This window comes from Terrabacter aeriphilus (assembly GCF_039542985.1).
Lineage (GTDB): Bacteria > Actinomycetota > Actinomycetes > Actinomycetales > Dermatophilaceae > Terrabacter > Terrabacter aeriphilus.
Genome location: NZ_BAABIW010000009.1, coordinates 22,656 through 41,739, shown reverse-complemented (window position 1 = coordinate 41,739; position 19,084 = coordinate 22,656). Strand labels below are relative to the sequence as shown.

Below are 19,084 nucleotides of genomic sequence, written 5' to 3'. Positions count from 1 at the left end.
TCGACGGGTGAGGGGGTGGGGTTCCGGTCATCCGAGGACCACCACCCCGACGGCGGTGAGGGCGAGCTGGAGCAGGGCCATCGGCACGAGCCAGACCCAGGCGAGGCGCTGGAGCTGGTCCTCTCGCATGCGCGGCCACGACACCCGCAGCCAGATGACGACGACCGCGACGAGGAAGCCCTTGAGCAGGGTCCAGAGCCAGCCGAGCCACGGCTCGAGCGGGCCCGCCCAGCCGCCGAGGTAGAGCACGGCGAAGAGGAGCGACATGACGACGATGCCGGCGTACTCGGCGAGCAGGAAGAAGGCGAAGCGCAGCCCGGTGTACTCCGTGAAGGCGCCGAAGACGATCTCGGAGTCGGCGAGCGGCATGTCGAACGGCGGCCGCTGCAGCTCGGCGAGGGCGGCCACGAGGAAGACGACGGCGCCCGGCAGCTGCCAGAGCAGCCACCACGGGTTCCACGCCTCGGCGATGGCGACGAGCGAGAGGCTGCCGGCCGCGAGCGCGACCGAGGCGACCGCGAGCACCATCGGCAGCTCGTAGGAGACGAGCTGCGCCGCGGCGCGCATCGCGCCGAGCAGGGAGTACTTGTTCGCCGAGGCCCAGCCCGCCATCAGGGTGCCGATGATCCCGACGCCGATGACGGCCAGGACGAGCAGCACGCTGGCGTCGACCTCGGCGCCGACCACGGTCGGCGAGAGCGGGATGACGGCGAGCGCCACGAGGTAGGGGATGAGCGCGACGAAGGGCGCGAGCCGGAAGGCCCAGCGGTCGGCGCGGGCCGGCGTGATGTCCTCCTTCTGCACGAACTTCACGCCGTCGGCGACGAGCTGGGCCCACCCGTGGAAGCCGCCGGCATACATCGGCCCGAGGCGCCCCTGCATGTGCGCCATGACCTTGTGCTCGGTCTGGCCGACGAGGAGCGGCAGCACGAGGAACGCTGCGAGCACCGCCACCGCGCGCAGCACCACCTCGGCCCACGGGGCCAGCTCGAGGCTCACCGCGGCCCCCACTCGGGCCCGGGCACGCCGGGCGCCTGCACCCGGCGCCGCCCCGGAGCGCGCGCGGAGTCGTGCCCCTCCCCCGGCTCCTTGGCGCCCGGCCACGCCTTGGACGCGCGGGCCGCGAGGACGAAGGACTTGCGCAGCGGCGTTCCCTCGAAGCCGTCGGGCAGCAGGAGCGGCCGAAGGCCGAGGCCGGTGCCGTCGTCGAACCCGTCGAAGTCGATGCCGAACATCTCGTGCGTCTCGCGCTCGTGCCACGCGGCGCCCCGGAAGATCGGGGTGAGCGAGGGCACCGCGAGGCCGTCGGGCACCCGCGTGCGCAGCAGCACCGAGGGCAGTCCGCCCGCCTCCCGCGGCGCGCGCGGGTCGATGAGGTGGACGACGACGTCGAAGCCTGCCGCGTCGCCCTCGCGGTCGGTCTCGTCGACGGCGGTCAACCAGTCGAAGTAGGTGTAGCCCTCCTCGCGGACGGCGAGCACGGTGCCCGACCACTCCCCGAACGGGACGTCGCGCACGTCGGTGACCCTCACTGCTCGGCCTCGGCGCGCCTCGGTGCCCGACGGAGCAGCGGGCGGCGCACGTCACCGGCGCTCGCGACGCGTGTGCCGGCATACCTCCCGCGCAGCTTCTGGGCCGTCAGGCGCTCGCTCGCGATCTGCTCCTGCAGCCGGATGATGCCGTGCAGTAAGGCCTCCGGGCGCGGCGGGCAGCCGGGCACGTAGACGTCGACCGGCACGATCTGGTCGACGCCCTTCGTGACGGAGTAGGAGTCCCAGTAGGGGCCGCCGGAGTTCGAGCACGCGCCGAAGGAGATGACGTACTTCGGCTCGGGCATCTGGTCGTAGAGGCGCCGGATCGCGGGGCCCATCTTGTCGGTGACGGTGCCGGAGACGACCATGAGGTCGGCCTGGCGCGGACCCGGCGCGAAGGGGATGACGCCGAGGCGGATGAAGTCGTGGCGACCCATCGACGCGGCGATGAACTCGATGGCGCAGCAGGCGAGCCCGAAGTTGAAGACCCAGAGCGAGTAGCGCCGGCCCCAGTTGAGCACGACCTTGACGGGCTTGGGGGCGTGCTCCCCGACGACCCCCATCGTCGCGGGCCGCAGGGTGGGCAGCGGGAGGTCCACGGGGTCGCTCGCCATCACACCCACCTCAGCAGGCCGCGCCGACCGGCGTGCGCGAGCCCGAGCACGATGACGGCGATGAAGATGCCCATCTCGACGAGGCTGGCACGGCCGAGGTCGGCGTCGCGGATGACCGTCGCCCACGGGAAGAGGTAGACGGCGTCGACGGCGAAGACGACGTAGAGGAAGGAGAAGACGAAGTAGCGGACCTTCGTCTGCGCCCACCCCTCGCCGACCGGGTCGACGCCCGACTCGTACGTCGTGAGCTTCGCGGGGTGGGGCGCGCGGGGCGCGAGCAGGCGGCGCACCGCCATCGCCGCCGTGACGAGCAGGACGCCCGCCCCCAGCACCGCTGCGACGGCCACGTACCCGGACATGGCCGTCAGCCTATCCATGCCGCCCGCCGCAGGGGACGTGACGCCACCTCGTCCACGTTGTGGCAGGTGCACGAACTGCGCAGCAGCGAGACATAGCATGGAAGTTGCCCGCCGCACAGGGCTCCGGGCCGTGAATCGTATGGAAGATCGAGGACGTCGCAGAGCATGAGCGCCAAACTGGTCCAGAAGCTCGATCGCGTGGTCATCCGATTCGCCGGGGACTCGGGCGACGGCATGCAGCTGACGGGAGACCGCTTCACGTCGCAGACCGCGCTGCTCGGCAACGACCTGTCGACGCTGCCGAACTTCCCCGCCGAGATCCGGGCGCCCCAGGGCACGCTGCCCGGCGTCTCGAGCTTCCAGCTGCACTTCGCCGACCACAACGTGCTGACGCCCGGTGACGCCCCCGACGTGCTCGTCGCGATGAACCCGGCCGCACTCAAGGCCAACCTGCGCGACCTGCCGCGCGGCGCGACCGTCATCGTCAACACCGACGAGTTCAGCAAGCGCAACCTCGCCAAGGTCGGCTACGCCGAGAGCCCGCTCGACGACGGCTCGCTCGACTCCTACGACGTGCACCCGGTCGCGCTCACCTCGATCGCCGTCGAGGCGCTCGCGGCCTTCACCGACCTGACCCGCAAGGAGAAGGAGCGCGCGAAGAACATGTTCGCGCTCGGCCTGCTCTCCTGGCTCTACACCCGGCCGATGGACGGCACCGAGGCCTTCCTCAAGGCGAAGTTCGCCGACAAGCCCGAGATCCTCGAGGCCAACCTCACCGCGTTGCGGGCCGGCTTCAACTACGGCGAGACGACCGAGGACTTCGCCGTCTCCTACGAGGTCGCCCCGGCGACGATGCCGGCCGGCACCTACCGCAACGTCACCGGCAACGTCGCGCTCTCGCTCGGGCTCGTGGCCGCCGCGCACCGCGCGCACCTGCCGCTGTTCCTCGGCAGCTACCCCATCACGCCGGCCTCCGACATCCTCCACACGCTCGCGGGTCTCAAGCGCTACGGCGTCGCGACGATGCAGGCCGAGGACGAGATCGCCGGCGTCGGCGCCGCTCTCGGAGCCTCGTTCGGCGGCGCCCTGGGGGTCACGACGACGTCGGGTCCCGGGCTCGCGCTCAAGGCCGAGACGATCGGCCTGGCCGTGTCGCTCGAGCTGCCGCTCATCGTCTGCGACATCCAGCGCGGTGGCCCGTCGACCGGCCTGCCGACGAAGACCGAGCAGGCCGACCTCCTCCAGGCGCTCTTCGGCCGCAACGGCGAGTCGCCCGTCGCCGTCGTCGCACCGGCCACCCCGGCCGACTGCTTCGACGTCGCCGTCGAGGCCGTGCGCATCGCGACGACCTACCGCACCCCGGTCATCGTGCTGTCGGACGGCTACCTCGCGAACGGCTCCGAGCCGTGGCGGCTGCCGCAGACCGCCGACCTGCCCGACATCGCCGTGGAGTACGCGACCGAGCCGAACGCCGTCGACGACAAGGGCCAGCCGGTCTTCCACCCCTACCTGCGCGACCCGGAGACCCTCGCGCGCCCGTGGGCCATCCCGGGCACACCGGGTCTCGAGCATCGCGTCGGCGGCATCGAGAAGGCCGACGTGACGGGCAACATCTCCTACGACCCCGACAACCACGACCACATGACGCGGCTGCGCCAGGCCAAGATCGACGGGATCGCCGACACCGTCGAGCCGCTCGCCGTCGACGACCCGACGGGCGACGCCGAGGTGCTCGTGCTGGGTTGGGGGTCGACGTTCGGCCCGATCGCCGCAGCCGTACGCCTGGCGCGGGCCACCGGCGCCCGCGTGGCCCAGGCGCACCTGCGCCACCTCAACCCGTTCCCTGCCAACACCGGTGAGGTGCTGCGCTCCTACGAGCGCGTCATCGTGCCGGAGATGAACCTCGGCCAGCTCGCGCTGCTGCTCCGCGCGAAGTACCTCGTCGACATCGAGTCGCACACCTCGGTGCGCGGCCTGCCGTTCCAGGCGGGCGAGCTCGCCGACGTCATCGCCACCGCCGTCGCGTCCGACGCGCCCCTCAAGGAGGCCGCCCAGTGACCACCGACCTGCCCGTCGACCTCGGTATGCCGACCGCCGGCCCGGGTGCCCTCGGCACCGCAGCCGTGCCCCGGCTCACCGACGGCACCGCCCTGACCAAGAAGGACTTCACGTCCGACCAGGAGGTGCGCTGGTGCCCCGGCTGCGGCGACTACGCGATCCTCGCCGCCGTGCAGGGCTTCCTGCCCGAGCTCGGGCTCAAGCGCGAGAACATCGTCTTCGTCTCGGGCATCGGGTGCAGCTCGCGCTTCCCGTACTACCTCGACACGTACGGCATGCACTCGATCCACGGGCGCGCCCCGGCCATCGCGACCGGTCTCGCCGCGACGCGTGAGGACCTCTCGGTCTGGGTCGTCACCGGAGACGGCGACGCCCTCTCCATCGGCGGCAACCACCTCATCCACGCCCTGCGCCGCAACGTCAACCTCACGATCCTGCTCTTCAACAACGAGATCTACGGCCTGACCAAGGGGCAGTACTCCCCCACCTCGCACGTCGGCCAGGTGACGAAGTCGACGCCGCTCGGCTCGCTCGACACGCCCTTCAACCCGGTCTCGCTCGCCCTCGGTGCGGAGGCGAGCTTCGTGGCCCGGACGATGGACTCCGACCGGCAGCACCTGACCTCGGTGCTGCGCGCTGCCGCGGCCCACCGCGGCTCGGCGCTCGTCGAGATCTACCAGAACTGCCCGATCTTCAACGACGGCGTCTTCGACGTCCTCAAGGACCGCACCGAGGCGGCCGCGCGGATCCTGCACCTCGCCGACGGTGAGGAGGTCGGCACCGCGGAGACGGTCGCCGTGCGTGACGAGCAGGGCTCGCTCGCGGTCGTGCCGCGGGACGGAGCCGACCCGGCCCGGATCGTGCGCCACGACGTCTCGGCCACGGACCCCTCGGCGGCGTTCGCCCTCTCGCGGCTCGACAGCCCCGACCTGGGCCACGTGCCGATGGGGATCTTCCGCGACGTGTCGCGGCCGACGTACGACGACTCGCTCCGCGAGCAGATCGCCTCGGCCCGCACCGGCGAGGTCACCGACGCCGACATCGACGCCCTGCTCGCCGGCCGGGACACCTGGACCGTGGGGGCGTGACCACCCGCGAGACCAGCACGGCCGTCGACGCCCCGGCGTCGGCCGGCTCCCCGCAGAACGAGGTCGGGCGAGGCACCCTGCTCGGCTTCGCGGCCTACGGGCTCTGGGGGCTCTTCCCGCTCTACTTCGACGCGCTCAAGCCCGCCGGGCCGTGGGAGATCCTCGCGCACCGCATCCTCTGGACGCTGCTGCTCTGCCTGCTCGTGCTGCTCGTCTCGCGCGACCTCGGCTGGGTGCGGCCCCTGCTCCGGCGGCCCCGGTTGCTCGCCGGAACCGCCGCGGCCGCCGTCCTCATCGCCGTCAACTGGGTCGTCTACGTCGCCGCGGTCACCTCGGGCAACACGTCCGAGGCGGCGCTCGGCTACTTCCTCAACCCGCTCGTCACCGTGGCCCTCGGCGTCGTCGTGCTCGGCGAGCGCCTCCGGGTGCTGCAGTGGGTCGCGGTCGGCATCGGGGTCGGTGCCGGCGTCTACCTCGGCGTCTCGGGCGGCCGCGTGCCGTGGGTCGCCCTGGCGCTGGCGTTCTCGTTCGCGCTCTACGGCCTGACGAAGAAGAAGGTCGGGGTCAGCCTCGAGGCGATCCACGGCCTCACGGTCGAGACCGTCGTGCTCGCCCCGGTGGCTGTCGTGCTGCTGCTCGTCGTGGGCTCGCAGGGTGGCCTCGAGTTCGGCCGGCACGGTGGCGTGCACACCTCGCTGCTCGTGCTCTCGGGCCTCGTGACGGCCGTGCCGCTCCTCTGCTTCGCGGCCGCGGCCCGGCGCATCCCGCTCGTCTCGATCGGCCTCATCCAGTTCATCACCCCCGTCATGCAGCTGCTCTGCGCGGTGCTCCTCCTCGGCGAGCACATGCCGCGGGAACGCTGGATCGGCTTCGCCGTCGTGTGGGTCGCGCTCGTCGTGCTCACCGTCGACTCGCTCGTCGGGATGCGCAGCGCCCGCGCGGCCCGTCGGCAGCTCCCCGTCGACGACTGCCCGCGCTGAGCCGCCCGCGGCAGCCCGGCTGGTGCCAGACTGCCAAGGTGAGCGACCTCGCCCTCGGCACCCGCACCGGTCGGTTCGTCATCGGCGCCGCCGTGCTCGGCTCCGGCATGGCCCTGCTCGACGGCACGGTCGTCAACGTCGCCCTCGTGCGGATCGGGGAGGACCTCGGCGCGAGCCTCGCGGACCTGCAGTGGATCACCAACGGCTACCTGCTCGCCCTCGCCTCGCTCATCCTCCTCGGCGGCTCGCTCGGCGATCGCTTCGGCCGCCGCCGGGTCTTCGTCGTGGGTGTCGTCTGGTTCACGCTGGCGTCGGCAGCCTGCGGCCTCGCCCAGTCGCCCGGTCAGCTCGTCGTGGCCCGCGTCCTCCAGGGGGTCGGCGGGGCGCTGCTCACCCCGGGCAGCCTGTCGATGATCCAGGCCTCGTTCCGGCCGGCCGACCGCGGCCGCGCCATCGGCACGTGGTCGGGGCTCGGCGGGATCGCCGCGGCGCTCGGGCCGTTCGTCGGAGGCTGGCTCGTGCAGTACGCGAGCTGGCGGTGGGCCTTTCTCATCAACGTGCCGCTCGGCGTCGCGACCGTGTGGATCGCCCAGCTCCACGTGCCCGAGACCCGCGACGAGACCGCCGACCACCGGTTCGACGTGCTCGGAGCCCTGCTCGCGACGCTGGCGCTCGGCGTCACGACGTTCGCGCTCATCGAGCACGAGTCGCTCGGGACGGCGACGGCACTGGGCGTCGGCGCGCTGGGGCTCGTCATCGGCGTGCTCTTCGTCGTCGTCGAGCGGCGGTCGGCCCACCCGATGGTGACGCCGGAGCTCTTCACCTCCCGGCAGTTCAGCGCCGCCAACGCGATGACGCTGCTCGTGTATGCCGCACTGGGCGCGGTCTTCTTCTTCCTCACCCTCCAGGTGCAGACGGTGCTCGGCTACGGGCCGCTGCTCGCCGGGATGGCGTCGCTGCCGGTCACCGTGCTCATGCTGCTGCTCGCCGCTCGCGGTGGGGCCCTCGCTTCGCGCATCGGCCCCCGGCTGCCCATGACGGTGGGTCCGCTCGTCTGCGCGACCGGAACCCTCCTGCTCTCACGGGTCGGCCCCGGGTCGACGTACTGGACCGGGGTGCTGCCCGGCATCGGCGTCTTCGGTCTCGGCCTGACGCTCCTCGTCGCCCCGCTCACGGCGACCGTCCTCGCCGCCGCACCCGACCGCCATGCCGGCGTGGCGAGCGGGGTCAACAACGCGGTGGCGCGCGCCGGCAGCCTGCTCGCCGTCGCCGCGCTGCCCGCCGCCGTGGGCCTGAGCGGCTCGGACTATGCCGTGCCGGAGGCGTTCTCGTCGGCCTACCGGATGGCCATGCTCGTCTGCGCGGGACTGCTGACCGCGGGAGGCGTCGTCTCGTGGCTGCTCATCCGCAACCCGGAGCGCCCGCCGGCCGACCCCGCGGACGACTCCAGCGCTGGCTCCGGGGCTGGCTCCGGGGCCGATGCAGTCTCGGTCGGGCCCGCGCACCGGGTGCCCGCCGGCTGGTCCTGCGCCGGGTCGGAGGGGTGCCCCGGCACGAGCCACCCCCACGACGCCGCGAGCGCACCCGCCTGACGCAGAATGGGGGGATGAGTGACGTCGCACCGCAGGGCTTCCGGACCGAGCACGACTCGATGGGCGAGGTCCACGTGCCTGCGGACGCGTTGTGGGGCGCGCAGACGGCGCGCGCCGTCGAGAACTTCCCGATCAGCGGGCAGCCGGTGCCGGCCGGTGTCGTGCACGCCCTCGCCCGGCTCAAGGCTGCGGCAGCCGGGGTCAACGCCGAGCTGGGGGTGATCGACACCGAGCGGGCCGAGGCGATCGCCCGCGCCGCGACCGCGGTGGCCGAGGGCGAGCACGACGACCAGTTCCCCGTCGACGTGTTCCAGACCGGCTCCGGCACCTCGACGAACATGAACGTCAACGAGGTCGTCGCGCGCCTCGCGCACCTCTCCTCCGGGCTCGACGTCCACCCCAACGACCACGTCAACGCCGGCCAGTCGAGCAACGACACCTTCCCCAGCGCGCTGCGCATCGCGGCCACCGTGGCGGCCGTCACCGAGCTCGTGCCGGCGCTCGAGCACCTCGCCGTCGCCCTCGGTCGGAAGCAGTCCGAGTTCGCCGACGTCGTCAAGGCCGGGCGCACGCACCTGATGGACGCGGTCCCGGTGACGCTCGGCCAGGAGTTCGGCGGCTACCGCCGGCAGGTCGAGCTCGGGGCGAGCCGGGTCCGCGCGGCAGCCGAGGCGACGAGCGAGCTGCCCCTCGGCGGCACGGCCGCCGGCACCGGCCTCAACGCGGCCCCGGGCTTCGCCCGCGCGGTCATCGAGCGGGTCTCGGGCGTCACCGGGATCCCGTTCCGCGAGGCGAGCGACCACTTCGAGGCGCAGTCGGCCCAGGACGCCGTCGTCGAGCTGTCGGGCGCCCTCAAGGTCGTGGCGGTCAGCCTCACAAAGATCTGCAACGACCTGCGCTGGATGAGCTCCGGGCCGCGCACCGGTCTCGGCGAGATCCACCTGCCCGACCTGCAGCCCGGGTCGAGCATCATGCCGGGCAAGGTCAACCCGGTGGTGCCGGAGGCGACGCTCATGGTGTGCGCCCAGGTGATCGGGAACGACGCCACCATCACGATGGCCGGCGCAGCCGGCAACTTCGAGCTCAACGTCATGCTGCCCGTTCTCGCCAAGAACGTCCTCGAGTCGATCGGCCTGCTCGCGGCCACGAGCCGGCTGCTCGCCGATCGGTGCATCGACGGCATCACCGCCGAGGTGGAGCACGCCCGCGCGCTCGCAGAGGGTTCGCCGTCGATCGTGACCCCCCTCAACCGCTACATCGGCTACGAGGCCGCCGCCGCCGTGGTCAAGCAGGCGATCCGCGAGCGCCGTTCGATCCGCGAGGTCGTCATCGACGCGGGTCACGTCGCCGAGGGGCGCCTCAGCGAGCAGCAGCTCGACGAGGCCCTCGACGTCCTGTCGATGACCCGCCCGCCGGCCGCCGGCTGAGCACCCGCCAGCGCTGGACGGCCAAGGCCACTGCCGGGAAGCCGGACACCCCCGGGCGGCGATCCCCCCGCCCCACTGCCTTGCGTCACCACCCGATGCACCGCAGCGGGCCGCGACCGACCCCGACGAGCCCCTTCCCGAGCCCGCCGCGCGCCCACGACCTCGCCTAGGCTCGGACGATGACCCTCGACGACGTCGACACCTGTCTCGGGACGCTCGAGGGCATCCGCGCGAGGCGCAGCGACGCGCGCCGCGCCTGGTACGTCGACGGCCTGCTCGTCGCCCGGGCCGACGCTGCCGGCACCGTGCTCGTGCGGCTGGGCGGGCGCGACCGGGAGCAGCTCGTCGCGGCCCACCCCGACACCTTCGGCGTGCCACCCCGGTGGGAGGCCCACGACAAGCTGCAGGCCGACCTCAGTGGCGATGCCGACGCGATCCAGGGAGCGCTGCGCCTGGCCTGGGAACGCCGACGCTCGGCGCGCGCCCGCGGCTGAGCGAGCTGACCGCCCCCGGGCCCGGTCAGACCCCGAGCACCCGGTCGAGGTAGGGGTTGGCGAACCGGCGCTGCGGGTCGACGCGGTCGCGCACGGCCACGAAGTCGTCGAACCGGGGGTAGACGCCGCGGAGGTCGCCCGCGTCACGCGTGTGGATCTTGCCCCAGTGCGGTCGGCCGCCGTGGTTGACCGCGATCGCCTCGAAGGCGTCGAAGTACGCGCCGGGGCGCTGCCGGTGGTAGCGGTGGACCGCGACGTAGGCGCTCTCCCGCTCGTAGGCCGTCGAGAGCCAGACGTCGTCGGCGGCTGCCACCCGGCACTCCACCGGGAACGAGATCTGCTCGTCGTGCGCGTCGACCCACGCGCGCAGCTCGAGGAGCACGTCACCGAGGGCCGCGCGGGGGAAGGCCCACTCCGACTCCGCGAACCGCACCTCGCGGTCGGTGACGAACACGCGGTGCGAGCGGTCGGTGTACTGCCGCTCCGTCAGGGCGCGCGACGCCACCGCGTTGATGAGACGTGTCGAGCGCGGCAGCCGGGTCGCCACCCGGTTCGTCAGCTCGAAGAAGCGGTTGCTCAGCAGGTCGTCGTCGAGGCGCTCGCGCCAGCGCGGGAGCGGGCTCGCGTCGGTGCCCGGCTCGACGCGGTTGTTGCGCTTGGTCAGCGTGCGGTCGGTGTGCGGGAACCAGTAGAACTCGAAGTGGTCGTTGGTCTCGACGGCCTCGTCGAGGTGGTCGAGCAGGTCGAGCAGCGGCTCGGGCTTCTCGACGGCGTGCAGCAGGAAGGCGGGCACGACGGCGACCGTGAGCTCGGTGACGATCCCGAGCGCCCCCAGGCCCAGACGGGCCGCGGCGAAGAGCTCCGGCTCGCGGGTCGGTGAGCAGTCGACGACCGAGCCGTCGGCGAGCACGATGCGCAGCGCCCGGATGCCGGCGGACAGCCCGGTGAGGCGCAGGCCCGTGCCGTGCGTGCCGGTACCGGTCGCCCCGGCCAGGCTCTGGCGGTCGATGTCGCCGAGGTTGGGCAGCGCCCAGCCGAAGGTCTCGAGCTCCTCGTTGAGCACCCGCAGCGCGGTGCCCGCGCGCACGGTCGCCTCGCCGCGCGTGGCGTCGATCGAGGTGACACCGGCCATGGCACCGAGCCGCAGCTGCACCCCGTCGGTCACGGCGACCCCAGTGAACGAGTGCCCGGCACCGATCGCCTTGACCCGCAAGCCTCTCGCTGCGGCCCGACGCACCTCCTCGACGACCTCGGCCTCGCTGCGCGGCGTGGCGACCCGGGCCAGACGGCTGCTCTCGGTGCCCGCCCAGTTCGACCACGCGACGGGACGCACGACCTCGCCCGCCGCCTCCGGTTGGACGACGGGCTCGACCGCGTCCCCGACCGCGTGCTCGGTCGCCGGCTCGATGTCAGCCAAAGCTCCGTCCCTCTCCTCGGTAGGTCGCGGCGCGGCCCACCACCTCGATGTCCCGGTCCCCCGCGACGAGCACGAGCTCGTCGAACCGCTCGGCCAGCTCCCCGGCCTTGGCGTGCCGGAACCAGACGCGCTCACCGAGCCGCAGCCGGTCGGCGCCGCGGCCGACGAGCGGGGTCTGCACCTCGCCCGCTCCCTCCCGCGGCAGCAGCGCGAGGTCCTGCTCCGGCAGCGGGCTCGGCACCCGCGACGGGCCCGCAGGCCCCGAGGCGATGTAGCCCCCGCCGTAGGCCGTCACCATCCCCGGGCCCGGACGCCGCACGACGGGCAGGGCGAAGAACGCGGCCGGGGTGAGGTCGAGGGCGTCGTAGCCGTCGAAGAGCGTCGGGGCGAACAGGCCCGAGCCGGACGCCAGCTCGGTCAGCGACGGGTCGAGGTGCGTGATGTGCAGGCTGCCCGTGCCGCCGCCGTTGACGAGCTCGAGGTCGGCGAGGGCGCGCACGGCGGCCACGACCTCGGCCCGTCGGGTCCGCAGGTCGGCGTCCGAGGCGGTCTTCATCCGGCGCACCACCGGCGAGGAGTCCGGCAGACCGGCGATCTGGGCGTCGTAGAACATCAGCCCGCTGACGACGAGCCCACGCTCCTGCGCGCGGCGCACGACGGCCTCGACGTCGGCCGGCGTGCGCACCGGCGAGCGGCGGACACCGACGTGCGCGGGCCCGACGCGCAGCGAGGCGTCGACGTCGACGGCCACCCGCAGACCCTCGTGCCGCGGCACCTCGCGGGCCAGCAGGTCGGCGTGCTCGACGCTGTCGATCATGACGACGACGGCGTCCCGCAGCGCGCGGTCGGCGGCGAGCTCGGCCAGTGCGGGCACGTCGACGCTCGGGTAGGCGACGAGCAGGTCGCTCCGGCCGCCCCTGGCCCACCAGAGCGCCTCGCGCACCGAGTAGCACATGAGCCCGGCGAAGCCCTCGTGCTCGAGCGCGCGCTCGATGAGCGGCCGGGATCGCAGCGACTTCGTGGCCACCCGGATCGGCACCCCACCGGCCAGCTCGACCAGCCGGGCGGCGTTGGTGTCGAAGGCATCGAGGTCGACGACCGCGAGCGGGGCCGGCAGGTGCGCGGTGGCCGCGGTCAGCCGGTCTGCCGACCGGCGCCCTGCTGGAGGGGGCGACGGTCGGCGGGGCATGGCTTGCACCCTACCCAGCGGCCCTGCGTGCGACCACCGGTTCACACGGCCCGGGGGGCGCTCCTCCGGCGGGGCGGTTCAGCCGACGCGGTCGACGACGCTGAGGGCGAGTGCCTGCAGGGCCGCCTTGGCGTCGCTGTCGGGCAGCGGGTCGAGCAGGGCCTGCGCGTCGCGGGCGACGGCATACGTCTCCTCGCGGGCGAGCGTGAGCGCCGGGTGGGCGCGGAGCAGCCCCAGCGTCTCGGCCAGGGCCGCGTCGTCGGTGAGGTCGCTGCCCAGCAGCTCGAGCAGGCGGGCGTCGGCGGTCGACGCCGGGTCGGCCATGGCGCGGAAGCGCAGCACGGCGAGCGTGTCGACCCCCTCGCGCAGGTCGGTGCCCGGGGTCTTGCCGCTCGCGTCGGCGTCGGACGCGATGTCGATGAGGTCGTCGGCGAGCTGGAAGGCGACGCCGACCTTCTCGCCGTAGGACCGCATGATCTCGATGCTCTCGGGCGTGCCGCCGCTGAACATCGCGCCGTAGCGCCCGGCCGTGGCGATGAGGACACCGGTCTTGTCGGCGAGCACGCCGAGGTAGTAGTCGACGGGGTCGACGCCGTCGGGGCACGCGCGGTCGTCGCGGATCTGGCCGGAGCACAGCCGCACGAACGTCTGCGCCTGGATGAGGACCGCCTCGGCCCCGAGCCCGGCGACGAGCTCGGACGCCTTGCCGAAGAGCAGGTCGCCGACAAGGATCGCCGTCGAGTTGTCGTAGGCGGCGTTGACCGAGGCCACCCCGCGGCGCACGTCGGCCTCGTCCATGACGTCGTCGTGGTAGAGCGAGGCGAGGTGGGTCAGCTCGACCCCGGCCGCGGCCCGCACGACGTCGTCGTTGATGCCGTCGCCGAGCTCGGCCGCGAGCAGGGTGAGCAGCGGGCGGAACCGCTTGCCCCCCGCCTCCACCAGGTGGGCCGAGGCCCCGGCGATGAACGGGTCGTCGTGGTCGACGACCTCGGTGAGGAGGGCGTCGACCCGGGCGAGCCCGTCGGACAGGCGGCCGGAGAGGTCGTCGCTGGCACCGGGGAGCCCGAGGACCGGCGGGGTGGCGTGCATCGTCATCGCGGCCCGGGACCGCCCCACGTCGCAGCCACCGTCATCGGACGAACTGCGACGCGCGGTCGGCGAGGTCGAGCAGGGCCGACGGCAGGACGCCGAGCGCGAGCGTGATGAGCGTGCCGATGGCGATCGAGAACGTCGTCGACACCGACGGCGTCACGACCTCGACGCTGTCGTCCGGGGCGTCGCTGAAGAACATCAGCACGATGATCCGGGCGTAGACGAACACCGTGATCGCGCTGCACACGACACCGACGACGGCCAGGACGGTGCCCGTGGCGCCACCCGTGCCGACGGCCGCCGAGAAGACGCCGAACTTCGAGACGAAGCCCGAGGTCAGCGGGATGCCGGCGAAGGCGAGCATGAGGAAGGCGAACGCGCCGGCCACGAGCGGGTAGCGCTTGCCGAGCCCGGCCCACTGCGACAGGTGCGTGGCCTCGGCCCCGTTCTGGCGCACGAGGGAGACGATGGCGAAGGCCGCGATCGTCGAGAAGCCGTAGGCGACGAGGTAGAAGAGCACCGCGCCGACACCCTTGCGGTCGAACGCCAGGACGCCGACGAGGATGAAGCCCGCGTGGGCGATCGAGGAGTAGGCGAGCAGGCGCTTGATGTCGGTCTGCGTCACCGACAGCACCGCACCGACGACCATCGTCAGCAGCGCGACGATGACGACGGCATTCGTCCACTCCCAGCGGCCCGTGTCGAGACCGACGTAGGCGAGGCGCAGGATCGCGCCGAACGCGGCCGCCTTGGTGCAGGCCGCCATGAAGCCGGTGACCGGCGTCGGGGCGCCCTGGTAGACGTCCGGGGTCCAGGCGTGGAACGGCACCGCACCGACCTTGAAGAGCAGGCCGACGAAGACGAGGAAGGCGCCGGGCAGGAGCAGCCCGTTCATCGCGAGCGGACCGGCCGCGATCGCCTTGCTCAGGTCGCCGAAGTAGACGGATCCGGCGTAGCCGTAGAGCAGCGCCGTGCCGAAGAGGAAGAACGCCGAGCTGAACGCGCCGAGGAGGAAGTACTTGAGCGAGGCCTCCTGCGAGAGGAGACGACGACGGCGCGCGAGGCCGGAGAGGATGTAGAGCGGCAGCGAGAGCACCTCGAGCGCGACGAACATGCCGAGCAGGTCGTTCGTCGTCGGGAAGAGCATCATGCCGAAGATCGCGAACATCGTCAGCGGGAAGACCTCGGAGGTCAGCGCGCCGGCGCGGGCGGCCGCGGTCTCGCTCTGCGATCCCGGGGTCGAGGCACCGCTCGGGGTGAAGGCGTCGGGGCCGACCCCGCCGAAGCGCTCGGACATCGTCAGGACGCCGAGCACCCCCATGAGCACGATCGTGCCCTGCATGAACAGGGCGGGACCGTCGATGGCGAGCGCGAAGAGCTGGCGGTTCGTCGCCCCGTCGGTGAGGCCCATCGTGACGCCCTGGTGCTTGGCCGCGAGCACGATCGAGGCCGCGGCGGCGAGGAGGCCGACGACGGCGAGCGTCACCTGGATGGTGTGGCGGCGCGAACGCGGCGCGAACGCCTCGACGAGGACCCCGATGAGCGCCACGCCGAAGACGATGAGCAACGGCAGGATCGCGAGGTAGTCGACGTTGGACTGCTGGAACGCTGCGGGCAGCGTGGGCAGTGCCAGCGGTGCGACGGCGGTCACTTCGAGCTCCCTTCGGCCACGGTGCCGGCCGGGTTGAGGGTCGGGTCGGCCTGCTGGACGAACGACAGGGTCTTGTCCACGGCCGGGTTGATGACGTTGAGGGCGAGGTTCGGCAGGAAGCCGAGCACGACGAACGCGGCGATGAGCGGCGCGGCGACGATCTTCTCGCGCGTCGTCAGGTCACGCACGACGCTCAGGCCGCCGCGGCTCTTGGCGTCGAGCCGGGCGTGCTCCCGCTCGCCGACGAGACCCTCGGGCTTCGGGCCGGTCATGACCTTCTTGTACATCAGCAGGATGTAGAGGGCCGCGAGGATGATGCCGGCCGTCGCGATGACCGCGGCCACCGGCTGCGTCGAGAAGCTGCCGACGAGCACGAGGAACTCCGAGACGAAGCTCGACAGGCCCGGCAGCGCGAGGCCCGACAGGCCCGCGACCAGGAAGATGCCCGCGAGGCCGGGCGTGATCCGCTGCCAGCCGCCGAAGTCGGGGATGCGCTTGCTCCCCCGCCGGCGCACGAGCATGGCGGCGAAGAGGAACAGCGCCGCCGTCGAGAACCCGTGGTTGACCATGTAGAGCGTGGAGCCCGCGTGGCCGACGTTGGTGAAGGCGAAGATGCCCAGCACGATGAAGCCGAAGTGGCTGACCGACGTGTAGGAGACGAGCCGCATCATGTCGGTCTGGCCGATGGCGAGCAGCGCGCCGTAGATCACCGAGATGACGGCGAGCGCGACGACGACCGGGGTCGCCCACCGGCTCGCGTCCGGGAAGAGCTGCAGGCAGAAGCGGATCATCCCGAAGGTGCCGACCTTGTCGAGCACGCCGACGAGGAGGGTCGCCGTCGCCGGCGAGGACTCCGTGGCGGCATCCGGCAGCCAGGTGTGGAACGGCACCATCGGCGCCTTCACCGCGAAGGCGAAGAAGAAGCCGAAGAAGAGCAGCCGCTCGGTCGTCGGGTCGAGCGTGAGACCGGTGAGGCGCTCGATGAGGAAGCCGTCGGTGCCGCCCGGCCCCTGCAGGTAGAGGGCGATGACGGCGACCAGCATGATGAGCCCGCCGGCCAGCGAGAAGAGGAGGAACTTCATCGCGGCGTACTGCCTGCGCGGCCCGCCGAAGCGGCCGATCAGGAAGTAGACGGGGATGAGCATGGCCTCGAAGAAGACGTAGAAGAGGAACACGTCGGTGGCCGCGAAGACGCCGACGATGAACGTCTCGAGCACGAGCAGCAGCGCGAAGTACGTCTTGACGCGCTGGGCGCCCTTGTCGCCGGCTTCCTCGGGCACGTCGTGCCACGCCGCGAGCAGGCAGACGGGCGTCAGCACGAGCGCCATGAGGATGAGCACGAGGGCGATGCCGTCGACGCCGAGCGCGTAGCTGACACCGAACTGCGGGATCCACGAGTGCTGCTCACCGAGCTGGAACTGGGCGTTGGAGCCACGGTCGAACTGGGTGGCCGCGACGATCCCCACGACGAGGGTGACGAGGGAGAACCCGAGCGCCATCCGCTTCGCGTTCTCCGCGCTGCCCGGCACGAAGGCGACGAGGAGCGCGCCGACGAGCGGGATCAGCCCGAGGATCGTCAGCCACGGGACGCTGGACATGGTCGTCATCAGGAGATCACCCACAGTGCACCGAGAATGGCGACGACACCGGCAAGCATCGTCAGGGCATACGAACGCGCAAAGCCGTTCTGCAGCTTGCGCAGGCGGGCGCTGGTCCCGCCGACGAGGGCGGCCAGGCCACCGGCCGCACCGTCGACGCCCTTGCCGTCCGCGAAGACGAGCGAGCGCGTGAGGTGGATCCCGGGCCGCATGAGCAGGCCCTCGTTGACCTGGTCCTGGTAGAGGTCCTTGCGGGCGGCCTGCGTCAGCAGGTTGCCGGCGGGGGCCGTGACGGGCACGTCCTCGCGCCAGTAGCGCACCCAGGCGAGGGCGATGCCGCCTGCGACGAGGATCAGCGTCAGGGCCATGAGGACCGGCACGGCGATGACCGGGTGGGCCCCCTCGGGCTCCGCGCCGGTGACCGGCTCGAGCCACGAGGTGAACAGTCCGGTCGGGCCGACGACGAGACCGAGGAAGGCCGAGCCCACCGCGAGCACCATCATCGGGATCGTCATGAGCTTGGGCGACTCGTGCGGGTGCACGTCGTCGGTCCAGCGCTTCTTGCCGTGGAAGGTCATGAAGAACAGACGCGACATGTAGAACGCGGTGACGCCGGCGCCGAGCAGCGCGGCGAGCCCGAAGACCCACGGGCGCCAGCCCTCGCCGATGAAGGCCGCCTCGATGATCTTGTCCTTGGACCAGAAGCCCGAGAACGGGGGCACGCCGAGGATGGCGAGCCAGCCGAGGCCGAAGGTGGCCCACGTGATCTTCATGGCGCCCGACAGCCCGCCGAAGCGGCGCATGTCGACCTGGTCGTTCATGCCGTGCATGACCGAGCCGGCGCCGAGGAACATCCCGGCCTTGAAGAAGCCGTGCGTCAGCAGGTGGAAGATCGCGAAGGCGTAGCCGACCGGGCCGAGGCCCGCCGCGAGCATCATGTAGCCGATCTGGCTCATCGTCGAGGCCGCGAGGGCCTTCTTGATGTCGTCCTTCGCGCAGCCGACGACCGCACCGAAGAGGAGCGTGATCGCGCCGACGATGACGACGACGAGCTGCGCGGTCGGGGCGGCCTCGAAGATCGCCGACGAGCGCACGACGAGGTAGACGCCGGCCGTGACCATCGTCGCGGCGTGGATGAGCGCCGACACCGGCGTCGGGCCCGCCATGGCGTCACCGAGCCAGCTCTGCAGCGGGAACTGCGCCGACTTGCCGCAGGCACCGAGCAGCAGCATCAGGCCGATGGCCGTCATGAAGCCCTGGTTCGCGTTGTCGCCGGCCGCGCCGAGCACCGTCTCGAAGTCGACGGCGCCGAAGTGGAAGAACATCACCATGATGGCGACGGACAGCCCGAAGTCACCGACGCGGTTGGCGACGAACGCCTTGTTGGCCGCGGTGGCGTAGGCCGGGTTGTAGTTCCAGAAGCCGATGAGCAGGTAGCTCGCGAGGCCGACGCCCTCCCAGCCGACGTAGAGCAGCAGGTAGGAGTTGGCGAGGACGAGCAGCAGCATCGCCGCGACGAAGAGGTTGAGGTAGGCGAAGAAGCGCCGCTTGTCGGGGTCGTGCTCCATGTAGCCGAGCGAGTAGACGTGGATGAGCGACCCGACGAAGGTGATGAGCAGCACGAAGACCATCGAGAGCTGGTCGACGAGCAGGCCCGCGCTCACCTTGAAGGAGCCGGCCGCCACCCAGTCGAACAGGTCGATGCCGACGGCGCGGTCCTCGGCGCCACGGCCGAGCATGGCGAGGAAGACGAGGGCGCCGACGAGGAAGGCACCCCACGAGAGGGCGGTCGCGAGGAGCGGGCCGAACTTGTCGGTGCGCCGCCCGCCGAGGAGCAGGACGGCGGCGCCGAGCAGCGGCAGCGCGACGAGCAGCCACGCGTATGCCGTCACGCCGGTGGCGGCGTGCGCCTCACCTTCGTGCGTGGCGAGGCCCGCGGCGTACGAGCCGAGGGTCGGCGTGCTCGCGAGGGTCTGGACGAGAGTTCCCATGG

At 72.2% G+C, this 19,084-nt stretch carries 16 protein-coding genes; 6 read left to right on the top strand and 10 right to left on the bottom strand.

The features are described from left to right. Positions 1-27 precede the first annotated feature (27 nt). Genes nuoH through ABD979_RS05285 form a run of 4 tightly spaced genes read right to left on the bottom strand, consistent with a single transcriptional unit; the run spans position 28 to position 2,505 of the window. On the bottom strand, positions 28-999 hold the full coding sequence (gene nuoH / locus ABD979_RS05300; protein WP_345506405.1) for an NADH-quinone oxidoreductase subunit NuoH: 972 nt from the start codon (positions 997-999) through the stop codon (positions 28-30). Next, the gene (locus ABD979_RS05295) at positions 996-1,532 is read right to left on the bottom strand and encodes an NADH-quinone oxidoreductase subunit C (protein WP_425583915.1); all 537 of its coding nucleotides are present in this window, start codon (positions 1,530-1,532) and stop codon (positions 996-998) included. Before ABD979_RS05295 ends, nuoH begins: the two co-directional genes overlap by 4 nt. After that, entirely contained in the window at positions 1,529-2,146 is a 618-nt protein-coding gene (locus ABD979_RS05290) for an NADH-quinone oxidoreductase subunit B (RefSeq protein ID WP_345506403.1), read from the bottom strand. The genes ABD979_RS05295 and ABD979_RS05290 overlap by 4 nt, the downstream gene beginning before the upstream one ends. After that, a complete protein-coding gene (locus ABD979_RS05285) occupies positions 2,146-2,505 on the bottom strand; it encodes an NADH-quinone oxidoreductase subunit A (protein ID WP_345506402.1) in 360 nt (119 codons plus the stop codon). Before ABD979_RS05285 ends, ABD979_RS05290 begins: the two co-directional genes overlap by 1 nt. A gap of 165 nt (positions 2,506-2,670) precedes the next feature. On the opposite strand from ABD979_RS05285, the gene ABD979_RS05280 reads away from it, so the two are divergent. From ABD979_RS05280 to ABD979_RS05255, 6 genes are all read left to right on the top strand, one after another. Continuing rightward, a complete protein-coding gene (locus ABD979_RS05280; RefSeq protein WP_345506401.1) occupies positions 2,671-4,563 on the top strand; it encodes a 2-oxoacid:acceptor oxidoreductase subunit alpha in 1,893 nt (630 codons plus the stop codon). A gap of 8 nt (positions 4,564-4,571) precedes the next feature. Continuing rightward, positions 4,572-5,651 (top strand): 2-oxoacid:ferredoxin oxidoreductase subunit beta, encoded by a 1,080-nt coding sequence (locus tag ABD979_RS05275; protein ID WP_345506726.1) that lies wholly within the window; start codon positions 4,572-4,574, stop codon positions 5,649-5,651. Next, positions 5,648-6,631 (top strand): EamA family transporter RarD, encoded by a 984-nt coding sequence (gene rarD / locus ABD979_RS05270; protein WP_345506400.1) that lies wholly within the window; start codon positions 5,648-5,650, stop codon positions 6,629-6,631. Before ABD979_RS05275 ends, rarD begins: the two co-directional genes overlap by 4 nt. Positions 6,632-6,669: 38 nt before the next feature. After that, positions 6,670-8,223, top strand: coding sequence for an MFS transporter (locus tag ABD979_RS05265; protein ID WP_345506399.1), 1,554 nt, complete (start codon positions 6,670-6,672; stop codon positions 8,221-8,223). Positions 8,224-8,237: 14 nt separating this feature from the next. Further along, on the top strand, positions 8,238-9,650 hold the full coding sequence (locus tag ABD979_RS05260) for a class II fumarate hydratase (RefSeq protein ID WP_345506398.1): 1,413 nt from the start codon (positions 8,238-8,240) through the stop codon (positions 9,648-9,650). A gap of 179 nt (positions 9,651-9,829) precedes the next feature. Then, the gene (locus ABD979_RS05255; protein WP_345506397.1) at positions 9,830-10,144 is read left to right on the top strand and encodes a hypothetical protein; all 315 of its coding nucleotides are present in this window, start codon (positions 9,830-9,832) and stop codon (positions 10,142-10,144) included. Positions 10,145-10,169: 25 nt separating this feature from the next. Here the strand turns inward: ABD979_RS05255 and ABD979_RS05250 are convergent, their stop codons facing one another. The 6 genes from ABD979_RS05250 to nuoL form a co-directional block, all read right to left on the bottom strand. After that, entirely contained in the window at positions 10,170-11,477 is a 1,308-nt protein-coding gene (locus ABD979_RS05250; RefSeq protein ID WP_425583925.1) for a D-arabinono-1,4-lactone oxidase, read from the bottom strand. Positions 11,478-11,553: 76 nt separating this feature from the next. Continuing rightward, positions 11,554-12,750: an alanine racemase gene (locus ABD979_RS05245; RefSeq protein ID WP_345506395.1), complete on the bottom strand. Its 1,197-nt coding sequence runs from the start codon at positions 12,748-12,750 to the stop codon at positions 11,554-11,556. A gap of 78 nt (positions 12,751-12,828) precedes the next feature. Continuing rightward, entirely contained in the window at positions 12,829-13,845 is a 1,017-nt protein-coding gene (locus ABD979_RS05240) for a polyprenyl synthetase family protein (protein WP_345506394.1), read from the bottom strand. Positions 13,846-13,879: 34 nt separating this feature from the next. Then, positions 13,880-15,493: an NADH-quinone oxidoreductase subunit NuoN gene (gene nuoN, locus ABD979_RS05235; RefSeq protein WP_345506393.1), complete on the bottom strand. Its 1,614-nt coding sequence runs from the start codon at positions 15,491-15,493 to the stop codon at positions 13,880-13,882. After that, the gene (locus tag ABD979_RS05230) at positions 15,490-17,091 is read right to left on the bottom strand and encodes an NADH-quinone oxidoreductase subunit M (RefSeq protein ID WP_345506725.1); all 1,602 of its coding nucleotides are present in this window, start codon (positions 17,089-17,091) and stop codon (positions 15,490-15,492) included. Before ABD979_RS05230 ends, nuoN begins: the two co-directional genes overlap by 4 nt. An 8-nt stretch (positions 17,092-17,099) precedes the next feature. Next, the gene (gene nuoL, locus ABD979_RS05225) at positions 17,100-19,082 is read right to left on the bottom strand and encodes an NADH-quinone oxidoreductase subunit L (protein WP_345506392.1); all 1,983 of its coding nucleotides are present in this window, start codon (positions 19,080-19,082) and stop codon (positions 17,100-17,102) included. Positions 19,083-19,084: the final 2 nt, after the last annotated feature.